General features: G+C 32.2%; 13 protein-coding genes. 3 read left to right on the forward strand and 10 right to left on the reverse strand.

The genetic code is table 11. The annotated features are described in order from the left end of the window. Window positions 1-37: 37 nt before the first annotated feature. The 3 genes from AAIE21_RS20315 to AAIE21_RS20325 form a co-directional block, all read right to left on the reverse strand. A complete protein-coding gene (locus tag AAIE21_RS20315) occupies window positions 38-790 on the reverse strand; it encodes a WecB/TagA/CpsF family glycosyltransferase (protein WP_343268451.1) in 753 nt (250 codons plus the stop codon). Window positions 791-834: 44 nt separating this feature from the next. Next, the gene (locus AAIE21_RS20320) at window positions 835-2,475 is read right to left on the reverse strand and encodes a M3 family metallopeptidase (RefSeq protein ID WP_343268452.1); all 1,641 of its coding nucleotides are present in this window, start codon (window positions 2,473-2,475) and stop codon (window positions 835-837) included. 132 nt (window positions 2,476-2,607) lie between these two features. Next, a complete protein-coding gene (locus tag AAIE21_RS20325; protein ID WP_343268453.1) occupies window positions 2,608-3,888 on the reverse strand; it encodes an APC family permease in 1,281 nt (426 codons plus the stop codon). A 142-nt stretch (window positions 3,889-4,030) separates the two neighbouring features. Here AAIE21_RS20325 and AAIE21_RS20330 point away from each other — a divergent pair, with 142 nt between their 5' ends. Next, window positions 4,031-4,465 (forward strand): Lrp/AsnC family transcriptional regulator, encoded by a 435-nt coding sequence (locus AAIE21_RS20330; RefSeq protein ID WP_343268454.1) that lies wholly within the window; start codon window positions 4,031-4,033, stop codon window positions 4,463-4,465. A 73-nt stretch (window positions 4,466-4,538) separates the two neighbouring features. On the opposite strand, the gene AAIE21_RS20335 is transcribed toward AAIE21_RS20330, so the two are convergent. From AAIE21_RS20335 to AAIE21_RS20350, 4 genes are all read right to left on the reverse strand, one after another. Next, the gene (locus AAIE21_RS20335; RefSeq protein ID WP_343268455.1) at window positions 4,539-5,375 is read right to left on the reverse strand and encodes an endonuclease I family protein; all 837 of its coding nucleotides are present in this window, start codon (window positions 5,373-5,375) and stop codon (window positions 4,539-4,541) included. A gap of 113 nt (window positions 5,376-5,488) precedes the next feature. Continuing rightward, the gene (locus AAIE21_RS20340) at window positions 5,489-6,910 is read right to left on the reverse strand and encodes a zinc dependent phospholipase C family protein (RefSeq protein WP_343268456.1); all 1,422 of its coding nucleotides are present in this window, start codon (window positions 6,908-6,910) and stop codon (window positions 5,489-5,491) included. Window positions 6,911-7,136: 226 nt separating this feature from the next. After that, window positions 7,137-7,265: a hypothetical protein gene (locus AAIE21_RS20345; RefSeq protein ID WP_343268457.1), complete on the reverse strand. Its 129-nt coding sequence runs from the start codon at window positions 7,263-7,265 to the stop codon at window positions 7,137-7,139. A 39-nt stretch (window positions 7,266-7,304) separates the two neighbouring features. Beyond that, a complete protein-coding gene (locus AAIE21_RS20350; protein WP_343268458.1) occupies window positions 7,305-8,573 on the reverse strand; it encodes a helix-turn-helix domain-containing protein in 1,269 nt (422 codons plus the stop codon). Between the two features lie 484 nt (window positions 8,574-9,057). Here AAIE21_RS20350 and AAIE21_RS20355 point away from each other — a divergent pair, with 484 nt between their 5' ends. After that, entirely contained in the window at window positions 9,058-9,261 is a 204-nt protein-coding gene (locus tag AAIE21_RS20355) for a hypothetical protein (protein WP_343268459.1), read from the forward strand. 175 nt (window positions 9,262-9,436) lie between these two features. Here the strand turns inward: AAIE21_RS20355 and AAIE21_RS20360 are convergent, their stop codons facing one another. Then, complete coding sequence (locus AAIE21_RS20360; RefSeq protein WP_343268460.1) at window positions 9,437-10,354, reverse strand: aminoglycoside phosphotransferase family protein; 918 nt, start codon at window positions 10,352-10,354, stop codon at window positions 9,437-9,439. A 167-nt stretch (window positions 10,355-10,521) separates the two neighbouring features. Next, window positions 10,522-11,382 (reverse strand): DegV family protein, encoded by an 861-nt coding sequence (locus tag AAIE21_RS20365; protein ID WP_343268461.1) that lies wholly within the window; start codon window positions 11,380-11,382, stop codon window positions 10,522-10,524. Window positions 11,383-11,643: 261 nt separating this feature from the next. On the opposite strand from AAIE21_RS20365, the gene AAIE21_RS20370 reads away from it, so the two are divergent. Next, entirely contained in the window at window positions 11,644-12,075 is a 432-nt protein-coding gene (locus AAIE21_RS20370; protein ID WP_343268462.1) for a GNAT family N-acetyltransferase, read from the forward strand. Between the two features lie 116 nt (window positions 12,076-12,191). Here AAIE21_RS20370 and AAIE21_RS20375 read toward each other — a convergent pair whose 3' ends face one another. Next, on the reverse strand, window positions 12,192-13,025 hold the full coding sequence (locus AAIE21_RS20375) for an alpha/beta fold hydrolase (RefSeq protein ID WP_343268463.1): 834 nt from the start codon (window positions 13,023-13,025) through the stop codon (window positions 12,192-12,194). Window positions 13,026-13,177 lie beyond the last annotated feature (152 nt).

The raw sequence follows: 13,177 nt of genomic DNA on the forward strand, positions 1-13,177 counted from the left end.
GTCATTTACCTCTTCTCGATTACATATAAAGTTTAAGTTAATGAATACTTTTTCTGACTCTCTCAGCCATAACTGATACTAAAAATTTTGGAAGTATCAATTGTCGTTTTATTCTTTTGGGTTGTGTTACTAGCCTATATAACCATTCTGTTCCAGTATCCCTCATTAATTTTGGAGCTCGTTTTACCGTGCCGGATAAAATATCAATCATACCTCCAATACCAATGGATAATGGTACGTTTAATTTTTGCAGATTTTCATAGATGAATACTTCTTGCTTAGGAGATCCTAATCCTACCAATAGTAAGTGTGGTTCAAATGTTTGAATTCGAAGTTTGACTTCTTCTATCTGCTCATTTTTGACAAAGCCATGTTGTCCTTCGAAAGTAGCATGTGGAAAACGCATTTTTAAATTCCTTAATGCTTTCTCATTACTTTCTGGTGCAGCACCAAAAAGAAATACACGGTATCCCTCTTGATTACAATACTCTATTAAATCATGAGTCAAATCCGCACCGGTAACACGTTCTTTCAATGTTCCCTTTAAAATTTTAGAACCAAGTATAACACCTATTCCATCAGCTGTTATTAAGTCAGCGGATAGCAAAATATTTTTAAAACGTACAGATTTATCTGAAGTTTCTTTAGCAGACATCACAATTTCAGGATTCGCTGTAACAATAAACTTTGGCTTGTTTCCCTTTTCAGATAACCAATGTTTTAATAAATCTATTACTCTCTTATACTCTAAGCTACAAAATGGTATGCCTTTTATGTATTGTTGTTCCATTTCTTACATACACTTCCCCTATGTGTTCTCTTATAATAAATAATTTAAACTTCCTCTTTTACAAGCTGTAAATACTCATCAATATCCTTATTTATTTGAAGCAACGATTTCTCCCAAAACTCATGATCAGCAAGATCAATATGAAAATATTGTTTCACCAACTTTTCAACCGGACGTTTTCCAGTCTCACATAAGAATTTTTTGTATTTGGAATGAAACTTACCACCATCTTGTTTTGCAATTTCTAATAATCCTAAACTTAGTAGATAACCAAATGTATATGGATAGTTGTAAAAAGGAACATTCGCTGTATAAAATTGACCATATTTCATCCAAACAAAAGGTTGGTATTCTGTTAGAGAATTTCCATAAGCTACTTCTTGTGAACGTATAGATATTTTTTCTATTTCATCTGCACTTAACGGCCCCTTTGAGATTTCTTCATAAAATGTTTGCTCAAATTGAAAGGATGCTCGAATGGCCATTACATAATTAAAGCTATTTCTGATTTTCCAGCTGAGCAACGATTTTCTCAGCTCTCTACACTCTGCTGTTTTAACTAAATAATCTACAAGTACCATTTCAAAGAAAATAGATGCTGATTCAGCCATACTCATTGGAAGATAATCATCCAAAAATGCGGTAGACTGTTCATGGCTCATTACATAAAAATGCCATGCATGTCCTAATTCATGTGCTAATATCCGTACACTGTCTAAAGTTCCATCATACCTTAATGAAATTCGAGATTCTCCTTCGCTTAAAAAAGGAGCGCAAAATCCACTAGGAGGCTTATTATCTCTTGGTTCAGCATCAATCCACCCGTTCGTAATGGCGCGCTGTACAAATTGAGCTAGTTCTTCATCGATTTCTTTTAAAGCATCATATATATTCTCTATTGCTACTGGAAAAGGAATATCAATCTGTTCATTTTGATTTGGCGTCATAAGTTTATGCCATGTAAATATTTCTTTACTGCCTTTATAAAATTTTAGAACACCTGACAACTTTTCAAGATTCTGTTCAATTATATTCCACATTGCAAACAATGCATTTTCAGAAATTCCATTCGTTTGAAGGGATTGTGACAAGACTCCCTTTTCTTGTAACAGATTACTTTTTATATTACGCAACCTCCCCATTTGATTAAGCACGCTAGCAAATACCGCTTTCTCCTTTTCCAATGCCTCTGTAAAAGAAGAAAATACCGCTAATCTTTCATGATGAGTTTCAGCATTCATCGCAAGATAGTTTGCTTTTCCAAATGAAAAGACTTCATTATTATTATGTATTTCTAATCTATTTCGTAATTGTATGTACATATCTTCCCAAGCTTTTAATTCATTTTCTATAAAATGAATATTTCGATTTTCGTGAATGTTATTTTTTTCACGATTTCCTCTTTGTAGTAATAATTGAACTTCTGTCTTCAAATTATTTATTTTTGAATGTGGTAAAACTACTATAGATTCATCTACTTGTTCAGTAGATAAACAGTAAAAGTAATACTCTGCCTTTTCGATTCTTTGTATAATTTTTGAAAGAGTTTCTGAATCTCCCTCTTCTTTATATATTTCTATTAATTGCTCAATTTTCTCTATTTCTGTAGAAAACATAGGGTCTTTTGTTTCAGGATATAATCTTTCCAAATCCCACCGCGTTGGATGATTGATGATTTGATTCATTCTATAGCCTCCTGTTTTTACAGATAGTTACAATCATGTATTCATTAGCTAATTATATACGAATCATTTCAATTTTAATATCTTGAAATATTTTGACTTTTATGCAAGTATTTTTTCCTATTCTATTTCTTCTTATTTATATAGCGTGCATTTACTGCCTCTTCTTTTGGATATATATAGATACATTAAACACATCAACGTAACTACAATTGGAATGGCAATTACATCACCAATAAACGGATATACCATTACGCAACATGCAAATGCTGTTACAGAAAAAGTCTTTCCCAATCTATTCTTTATTAGCTTTATTCCTGCTGCAGTACCTACTATATATGTAACAATTCCTAACGAATTAGGGATTAATACTAATTTATCTAGACTAATATGAAAAATAAAACTTATGAAAACCCCTGTTACTGCGATGAATCCAACTGTCATTAAAGCATACGTCGGTGCATTCCTTTTATTATCTAAATATCCAAGATACTTAGGAGCAAACCCTTCTTTTCCTAAAGAATAACCCAGCCGGCTCATACTTGCTATAAATGCATTTGTTGTACCTAAGCAAATCATGAAAGCTACTAATCCAACGAGCCATGTGAATTGGCTACCTAATGTATTTTTTATTACCATTATAAGTGCAGTACTATTATCAGCCCCCTTAAAATATGCACCTGTCCCGATTACTGAAATAGCAACTCCTATATATAAAAATCCGATAATAATAACTGCAGCACTTGTTGAAAAAACGATGTTCCTTTTTTTGGGAGACTTGAATTCAGGTGCTAAACTTGAAATAGCTTCCCATCCAAAGAAAGACCAAAATATGAATAATGAAGCCTGTAAAATTGGTTGTATTTCATTTCCCGATACGTTCAAACTTATATTCTTCATTTCAATAGTAGGTAATGAGCAAACAATTGTTAGAAGTAAGATTAAAAAAGTTAATACACCTATACATACTTGAAATACTCCACTCATTTGTAACCCGAAGAAATTTGAACAAATAGCTGTAGTTAATATAAACAAAGCAATTACATATGCAAAGTAAGCAGGGAAATCGAAGACTTTAGTAATATACATCCCGCCCGTTAGAGACACGATAATTTGCCCAACACTTCCAGCAATAAAAAAACACCAACCTATTATAGCTCCAACATTTTTCCCAAAAGCTTTTTCAGAAAACGTTGCAATTCCACCTGCACTAGGATACTCAATAGATAAGAATGCAAAAGTAAACGCAAGCGGGATACTAAGCAAGATCATTACAAGCCAAGAAATAATAGCATTTCCCCCCGCTATGCTCGCTGTCATACCCGGCAAAATTAAAATTCCCGATCCTAAAACTGCCCCAACATATAAAGCTGTCCCCTTTCCAATAGAAATCGTTTCTTTAAAATCATTAGACATTTTATACACCTCCATTTATATTTAAATTATAGAAAGTTATGTATCTATTTTATATTCAAAAATGAACATAGTTTTTTTCTTAACTTTATATTATGAAGGTATTTTAGTTATTTATTTTCATTTTCGTAAAGGAGTACATTTTATGGATGAAATCGATAAAAAGATAATTTTACTTTTACAAGAAGACGCCAGAATGACGATTAAAGAAATGACAGAACATTTACACCTTAGTCGTCCTAGTGTTACGGAAAGACTCAAACGATTACATGATGCAGGGATAATCGAAAAATATACAGCACGTATTTCTCCTGATGCAGTTGGCAAAGGAATTCAAGCATTTTTAAGAATAGAGAACTTAAAAATCCCCTGTAAAAAATTCGAAGAGAAAATATACAACGAACATAGAATACTTGAATGTCATCGAGTAACAGGAGAAAGTAGCTATTACTTAAAAGTAGCTGTGCAATCAATGAAAGAATTAGAATCATTAATCGATATTGTAATCCCATTTGGTACCGTAAAAACCTCTATGATACTCTCCTCACCAATCCCTTACAGACCAATTATTGTAGAATAAATATAAGAAAGGAGTGGTCATAAGAACCACTCCTTTCTACTTTAAACTTTTATAAAACCATGACTTTACTTGTTTATTTCCAAATCTCATTTACCCATTCAGGATGATCAATAAATGGATTACGGTTATGTTGATACTTTGTATATATAATTTCATTACGCTTTCTTTCAAAGTTATCAACAGGGTCTTGTTCATTCCATTTTAGTAAGACTGATAGTTTCCCCATATATGGATCTTTATTGTTATTCACTTTTTCGTTAAGTTCTAAATCTATTTCGCCATTATCTCCTTCATAACGAACGGCCATGTAAAATAACATTCTAGCGATATCTCCTTTTACACTATCACGAGGTTCCCAAGAATCACTATCATATTTACATTCTGTCGCTTCCGAATGATTCACACCGCCATTATCAAAATCCAAATTTCCACGTGAACTATTTACAGATACATCCGTCGCTCTTAAATGGTGAAGGTCCGTTCCTGGTCCTGCTGCTGTCCCAAAATCACCGTGAGATTTTGCCCAAACATGCTCTCGATTCCAATTATCTACTCCTGAACCATTTGTAATTTTCCCTTGCGAACGCCCTGTATATAAAAGGAGTACATTATTTTTATTATTTGGATCTTCATCAGTATCTCTTAGTGCTTCCCAAACCGCGCTGTATGATATCTTTGTATGATTATCAATAATAGTATGAAGCTCCTTTTTTAATTCTGAACCCGTTTTCCCCTTCGCACTATTATAATACGTATCATCATAATTAGTTGCGATTACCCCTTGATTTACTTTTGAGGCCGAGGAAGTTCCTTCACCATAGACGGTATCTGTAAATGCTAGGGATGAAGAACCTAAAATAAAAAATGAAGAAATAGTAAAAATAGCAAGTTTTGGATTTCGGAACACCATATACACATATCCCCTTTAAAATTTAATGTTAACTAATGAACGAAAACAATTCTTTCTAAACACATGAAATATTTTAAAACTACATACACATTTTTTCTATACGATAGAAGATCCTATTCAGCCTGTATAAATTTCCATGCTTTTGGTTTTTCTGTTTTCTTTCCTAACACTATCCAGCTTTTCTCTTTTCCATTTTCTTGATAATTTACTGGGTATCCATCTGTATATAGGTAATATTCAGATGGATTATTCGGACTTGGATACACTTTAAACTGTGCAGTATTTGTTTTTTGTTTTGCAAGATGTACCCAGTTTGTCAAGTTAGAGTAGTTTAGAAATACGTAATTATCATAGTTAGATTGCGTCATTTTCAGCAGTACACTTTCTCCCCTATGAAGGATACCGTTATTCTCTTTATCAAACACAAACTGAACTGGCGTACTATGAACTTTATTATCATCTACGTAATTAGATAATAGTGCATAGTCATTCCTCGCATACACTTCAAAGGTCAAACCTCTATTTGAAAACTCACTCGGCACAATGAAGTATTTTTTATTTTCTTGTATTGCTTCTCCTTTAGAATCTTTTACTACAGTATTTTCAATATCTTCAGCAGCAGTTTTGCCAACGTATGTTTTAAACCATAAATGGATAAATCCCGCCGTATTTCTTTGCGCTTTTTCTAAACTCCTCTGAACAGCTGGCATAACTTCTCTTTGCCAAAGAGCATTGTTTCCTTTATTGTATTGAGTTTTAATATTATCATTGGTAATATTCATAATTTCTGCCTTTGCAAGTTTAGCGGTTTCATGTATCCACTGTTTCGGGTCATTAGAATCGACTAAATTATATGTACCCTTACCATCCTTCACTTCAAATTGTGTATGAATTGTCGTCACATAATTTTCAAAGGCGCTATGAAACTTTAAGGCACTCATATCGACAGCTGTAAAATTAGCGGCATGCATTGGCTGGGTCGCATCTGTAAAATAATGCGTTGCAACACCTAAATAATAAAAAGCTTGTTTTTGGTCACCCTTCTTAAAGTATTCACCTGCTAATTTAAAATATTTATCTCCTTGCGAGAGGGCTGTTGGCTCTTCTTCCCCTTTATAGTTCTTTTTCGTATCAGGATCGTAGAAATGAGATTTCCATCCTCCCCTAATTAGCCCATCAATACCAATTGTACCTGTACCTCCATCGTTAAACTCATCAAGGTAATCAGCATCATAAAGACCTCTTTCAAATAACTCCTTATATTCAGGAGTATTTAAAAATTGCAATTCATTTTCTTGAACCGTCTTATCTTGATTATGACTCATAATTTGAATCGCATTTCGTGCAATCCATAAGTGTGTGCTTTCATTAGGATGGTGCGGATGCTCCGCAGACCATCTTTTCACACGTTTGTGCTCTTGGTTCTCCTGTTTCATTACTTCTCCTATTCCACAAGCTTCTGCTACTGTTGGAATTACCGTAGCACTAGAAGTAATTGCTGTTATGAGAGCCAATGTACATAATTTCTTTTTCATACCATTCTCCTAAGTCTTAATTTTATTGATAACGTAAACGGTTTCACTTCGAAGTAAAAATATCCTTCTACATTAAAAATGTAGTTTAATAATAACTTATATATTTCGATTTATTTATGCAATTATACATATTTGATTACTAGCTAAAAAGGAAACGGTTCACAATAAAAATCTCTATGTAACAAAATATAAAACAGAAGATTAAAAACAAGAGTTACTCTCATTTTCAATCTTCTGACACCTTAGCTAAGAAACCATTTGATTTCAGTATTCTACTTAAATCAGCGATAGAGCATACTCTCGACACGAGTTCACCTTGTGACATTCCTTTATGTATACGAAATTCAATTTGCATGTCTGTTCCCCTCTACCTTCAGTGAATCAAATGCTATTCTTAATTTAATACATTTTCGGCTGCAATTTTAAAATATTTTGCAGATTGTTTATATGCACGACTATCATAAAGATAATTTCCTAGTTCAAGAGCCAACTCTCGAACTAAAGAATATTGCTTTTTTTCTAGCCCTATTTCAATTGCTTTTTCCATATTTTTCTCAAAACTATCATCATTTCCCCGTAGTTTAGATATTTGGGCTTTAAATCCATAGAGTTGAACATGTGCATAAGGTATATCACAAATAGATAGAATATCAAATGCATCATCTATCAGTTTATTAACAGTTTGCCAGTCCTTTCGTTCTATATGAATTTCTATTAGATTCCGTAGTATATACACCTTATCAGCTGTTCGTGAGAGATAGTCACTCAGTTCTAAACTTTTTTCATAGTATGGAATCGCATTCGCATAGTCTTGCAAGCCTTGATAAATTTTCCCGTAATTATACGCAATCAAACATACATTCAAAGGATTGTTATTTGTCTTTGCTTCATTTTCTGCTTGTTTCAAAGATTCAATGGCTTGTTCTGGTAGTTTATCCTTGTTATATTGCATCGCCAGATTAATTAACACATATATTTTTTGTTGTTCTATATTAAATTTCTCATACAATTTATAGGCTTTTTTAGCATACAATCGGCTTATACTTTGATCTTTATATAAACTTTGAGTCACTAAACTTAAGTTATAGTATATATGAGCATGTTGCTCCGTTTCTTCAGGACCAAGCATATTTTCTATCTTCTTGTAAATTTCAAGTGCAGTAACATAATCTTCTTTATTAGAAAAATAAAGCCCTCTAGCCATTAGATAATATATATGATCTTCCTGATCTTGTGTTCCTACTTGATTCGGAATCACTTGTGAAGCTTGATCGACAAGTGGTGCTACATATGATAAGTTATTGTTTCGCACATGATAATATATGAGAACACCGTAAATCTTTAGTAATAAAGGTATTGAGTCCGTATCACGAACATACAGTTCTAATGAAGATAATTCTGTTTCCGTTATCCTTTCATCTTTTTTATACTTTTCACATATTTTAAGAATGTTAGATTCTATCTTCTCATTCTTCCCGTCTATTAGAAAATCCCCATCAACATTCAACTTTTGAGAAACCTTTTTTAAAAATGAAGAAGACGGTTTAACTTGTCCATTCTCTATTCTACTTAAATAAGCTATAGAACATATTTCTGATACAAGTTCTCCTTGTGTCATTCCTTTATGTATACGAATTTGACGGATTCTTTCCCCGATTTGCATATTTCCACCTCTCATTTAAACATTCCCAATAATGAAATAACTATTTAAATACTGATGTACTATATTTTAATTGTACTGTTGTAATTCTATAATTTCCATCCACTTGTTAAAAAAATTGGTAAAAAAGCCAATTTTTTCGTCATTTTTTTATAAAATTTAACTACTTGTTATTAACATAAGCAGCATTGTATATTTTAAATACGATAAACTTGCTAGAAAAAATTTGAAACAATTGTTATTTTTATCCTATCTTTAGTAGCTTGCACTTATTTTTTTACACAAATAAGATGAATGGATTTCATATTATACATGTGATATCCGATTCAGTACACCAACTTATTACATATGAATTTGTCTATTACGTATTCAAAAAATTAAAATATCTTAATAGACAAAATAACGATTGTTATATGAGCAACAAGTAGTTATAGTTTATCGATTATTACAATCAAAAATATTTATTAAATAAGAAAGAGGGATGAATATGGTTTGGAGAACGAATGACAAAAAGGCACGAAAAATAGTAAGATATTTTGCAGGTTTTGTTATAGTTTTAATACTAGTATCCTTTATATATCAATGGAATAACGGTTTAGAAATTGATACAACTGAAAGAGTTTCTTTCGGGCTAGTTCTTACTACTTTCCTTTCAAGCTTCTTACCTGTTAAAAAGCAAATTAATGAGTAATAAAAAAGCACTTGCGGTTTGACCTAAGTAGTTCAGTTATTATAGGGAAAATTCCTAATCACAGCCTCAATATTAAATCACATAGTAAATAGCACGTGAAAGCTCAGAGTTTATGTATCTGAGCTTTTCTTTTTAAAGACAGCACTAAATTAAAGCCCTATTTAATAATAGTAAATTATTTAAAGGAGTTATACCATATAGGCTTATTCGAATTAAAAAAATCATGGTCTCTTACTATTAAATCAATCCTTTCTAAAGCATCATTAAATGATGCAGGGTCATATTTTCTAGTCCATACAATGGTAGAAAATATATTCATTGCGGCATATAGTGCGTACAACCGCCAGAATGTTTCGTCAGGTTCGTATCGAAAATAACCTTGTATCTGTCCAATACAAAAAGGGATACTTTGCCTTCTACTAAATAATGAAAGGTTATAGAAATCATGATATGGGTCACCAAAGTCATATCCATTAAAATCAATTACTCCATTATAATTATCATGAAGTACTATGATATGTCCTAAATGAAAATCATCATGAAGTAATGTTACTGATCTATTCTTTAACAAAGATATGTTATCCTCAATGAACGTGATTAATTTATCTTCCTTTTGAAGTTGGAAGTTGTCTCTTTTATACTCATTTAAATAAAAGTTAAATTTCTTTTTTTGAACTTCTTCCCAGTTCATATATTTTGGAGCTTTAAATTGATGAATTTTTCTTAATTCTTTTCCTGCAGCTAGTCCGATTTTATATTGCGTTTCATCAGAGATATAAGCAATTACTTCATTTGCAGGGGTTCCTTCAATATAGCTCATTACCATCAAAGATAGCCCTTTATCCTTTAATACTCTATATTCTATTGGCTTGTGAGTTTGTACATGTAATGTATCTAATTCTTTAAGTAATGTAAATTCTAATTCTTTCTTATCAGTTTGTTTTGTATCTGAAACACGCAGAAAATAATTGTTATTCCCCACGTTGACAATGTATTTACTATCTAATGAATACCCCTTTTCAATTTTTCGGATGGATGAATATCCATTTAGACACGGTAATTCATCAATTATATCGTTAATCAAGTATGACATATTCTCACTCTCTCTATGAAAATTTCAGAAAAATAGAATAACATCTTATACAATATCTGTCAAAAAACATGTGTATTCTTTTCATCTAGCAATGAATCCTATCATCTTATCCTTCTCTATTTCATAAAAATGGTATAACAAAAAGGATTGATCAAAAGATCAATCCTTTACTCTACCTCATTTAAGAAGAACAATGTTAAAGCGCCTGGTCCTGTATGAGCACCAATTGCTGCTCCAATTGTATTGACAATAAATACTTCACAACCAAATTTTTCAGTAATTAATGCTTTTAGTGCATTCGCTGTTTCTAAATCGTCACCATGTGTGATTCCGATTGTTTGCCCCTTTAGTTCTTTACCGCGTTCTTCCATGATATCGACAATTCGGTTTAAAACTTTCTTTCTACCTCTTACCTTTTCAAGTGGTACAAGTTTTCCCTCTTCTACGTTTAAGATTGGCTTAATGTTTAATAGGCCACCGATGAAACCAGCTACCTTACTTAAACGACCACCTCTAACAAGATACTGCAGGTCAGCTACAGTAAAGATATGCTCCATATGTTTTGTTAGAAAAGCAATTCGGTTCAAAATTTCTTCTTTTGATGCGCCCTCTTTAGCCATTTTCGCAGCTTCTATTACTACAAGCCCTTGCCCAAGTGAAGCGCATTTTGTATCAATAATTTCTAAATCTAAATCTGCATATGTTTCTTTCACTTCTTCTTTAATAACTACTGAAGATTGATATGTACCTGAAAGTTCAGAGGAAAAAGCTAAATATATACAAGGTGTACCTAGTTTTGCATATGTAACAAATTTTTCTTGGAAAGTTTCTAATGACGGTAGCGATGTTTTATACACTTCGCCTTCTCTCATCTTTTGTAACAATTGAGTCGATTCTAACGTTACTCCGTCTAAATACTCTGTTTCTGCTTCATCATATACACGAAGTGGAATTAAATCTATATCATAAGCTCGCAGCAATTCTTTTGGTAAATCGGCCGCACTATCCGTAATGATTTTAACGCTCATTTTTAAACCTCTATTCTATTATAAGTATACTAATATAAGAACAATTACCTTTAAATTATATACGTAAAACAGGAATGAAGAAAGAGAAAGTATTATTAAAGTATTCTATATTCTATGCTCGAAATGTTCAGAAATTAACCTCATTATTAAAATGATTTTTTATAACAGGAATATTGATTCAAATGAAACACCGTATTTTCATTACAATTCATTTTCTTCTATATATAATAGACATATCAGAATGTTACAGGGGGCTAAGTTATGGGAATTAAATTCGCTACATCAGAAGATTTAGAATGGATTAATAATCAATATGCGTCAGTGGGATTTGTTCCAAGCGATTTAAAACAAGATAAAGTTGCAATTATCACATACAACGGTGAGAATGCAGGATTAGGACGTTTAGTTCATATTGATCAAAATACTATGGAGATGGGCGGTATTTATATACTCCCCCAATACAGAGGCAATAAATTAGCCGGATATCTCGTCTCTTTTTTAGTGCAAGAGGCCAAACAATCAAATGCATCTCATGTCTATTGTATCCCTTTTGAGGAACTTGCCACTTTTTATAAAAAATATGGTTATAAAGAAGTTGATACAGATCAAGAAGCTGTTCATCCTACTGTCATGGCTAAATATAAATGGTGTTTACAAGAATATGATAAGAATGTTTTATTGTTTGCATTATAAAGTTTTAATCAACCACGACCAATATTCATCCCCTCTCTACCACATGGACTATGTCCTGCACGTACTTGAGGAAGAGGATGCATGTTGGAGTTGTAAAAAATGATTTTTTCTTTCTTCTATCTAAAAAAGCTTAATGCCACATTGCACATCTTTTCTGATTGCTCTACAACTGTCCAATGACCACATTCTTCTATTTCTACAAATTGTATGTGCGGGATATACTCTAAAAATAATTCTTTTATGATAGAAGGTGTTAAAATATCGTGACTGCCTTGCGCAACAAGGATGGGGATGTGCGAAATACGATGTAAATTTTCAGTCACATCATAGTTGTTGCCCATATCCTTTCCTATTGTTTTATTTACTTCGCTACTAAATGTGATTTTTTCTTTACGTTTTAAAGTTTCTTGAGAGAAAACATAATAGGGGTCTAGTATATGAAGAATATCATATATTGAAGATTCTCCAATTTTAAGTTGCTCCTCCAATTCGGAAAGTTTGATTTTATCCTCCTCAGTTAATCTCTTCTCTAGTTCTTTACTAAATCTTTCTAATCCTTTAGCAGTAACACCTATTGCAGCTGTTAACAGTATTTTATTAACTCTTTCTGGATATGTAGTTGCGTAAAGTAAAGCAAGCATAGATCCCCATGATTCACCGAATAAGTTCATTTTCTCAAAGCCGAATTGTATGCGCAGCGTCTCTAGATTTTCCACTTCATTTTTCATAGAGTATTGGTTATTTTCCGATAGATCCGATTTCCCACAACCTCGTTGATCATAAAAGACCAGCTTAAATTCTTTTGATAATGGAATCATATGGGGGAGAAAAAAGCGATGTTCACTCCCTGGTCCTCCGTGAAGACATACGATTGGTTCCCCTTCACCTACAAGATTAACATACAATTGATAATCATTTATTTTAATAAAACTAATACTTTTAGTATCCATAGTGACCTCCTATATTTTCACTTTATATTCCATTTCTTCTCTTTTGTAAAAATTCCCTTTTCAAAGGAGTTATAAATTAAGAATGAAAAATAAGGAAACAATTTCATGTTTTCACTAAAAAACGTTATAATAAACTGTAGCCTCTACGATTA

Source organism: Paenibacillus sp. 102, from assembly GCF_039549175.1.
Lineage (GTDB): Bacteria > Bacillota > Bacilli > Bacillales > Bacillaceae_G > Bacillus_A.

What these genes read in the sequence shown, in the direction of transcription:
- AAIE21_RS20315 (WP_343268451.1), bottom strand. Translation starts at nt 790, where the DNA reads ATGGAACAACAATACATAAAAGGCATACCATTTTGTAGCTTAGAGTAT.
- AAIE21_RS20320 (WP_343268452.1), bottom strand. Translation starts at nt 2,475, where the DNA reads ATGAATCAAATCATCAATCATCCAACGCGGTGGGATTTGGAAAGATTA.
- AAIE21_RS20325 (WP_343268453.1), bottom strand. Translation starts at nt 3,888, where the DNA reads ATGTCTAATGATTTTAAAGAAACGATTTCTATTGGAAAGGGGACAGCT.
- AAIE21_RS20330 (WP_343268454.1), top strand. Translation starts at nt 4,031, where the DNA reads ATGGATGAAATCGATAAAAAGATAATTTTACTTTTACAAGAAGACGCC.
- AAIE21_RS20335 (WP_343268455.1), bottom strand. Translation starts at nt 5,375, where the DNA reads ATGGTGTTCCGAAATCCAAAACTTGCTATTTTTACTATTTCTTCATTT.
- AAIE21_RS20340 (WP_343268456.1), bottom strand. Translation starts at nt 6,910, where the DNA reads ATGAAAAAGAAATTATGTACATTGGCTCTCATAACAGCAATTACTTCT.
- AAIE21_RS20345 (WP_343268457.1), bottom strand. Translation starts at nt 7,265, where the DNA reads ATGCAAATTGAATTTCGTATACATAAAGGAATGTCACAAGGTGAACTC.
- AAIE21_RS20350 (WP_343268458.1), bottom strand. Translation starts at nt 8,573, where the DNA reads ATGCAAATCGGGGAAAGAATCCGTCAAATTCGTATACATAAAGGAATG.
- AAIE21_RS20355 (WP_343268459.1), top strand. Translation starts at nt 9,058, where the DNA reads ATGGTTTGGAGAACGAATGACAAAAAGGCACGAAAAATAGTAAGATAT.
- AAIE21_RS20360 (WP_343268460.1), bottom strand. Translation starts at nt 10,354, where the DNA reads ATGTCATACTTGATTAACGATATAATTGATGAATTACCGTGTCTAAAT.
- AAIE21_RS20365 (WP_343268461.1), bottom strand. Translation starts at nt 11,382, where the DNA reads ATGAGCGTTAAAATCATTACGGATAGTGCGGCCGATTTACCAAAAGAA.
- AAIE21_RS20370 (WP_343268462.1), top strand. Translation starts at nt 11,644, where the DNA reads ATGGGAATTAAATTCGCTACATCAGAAGATTTAGAATGGATTAATAAT.
- AAIE21_RS20375 (WP_343268463.1), bottom strand. Translation starts at nt 13,025, where the DNA reads ATGGATACTAAAAGTATTAGTTTTATTAAAATAAATGATTATCAATTG.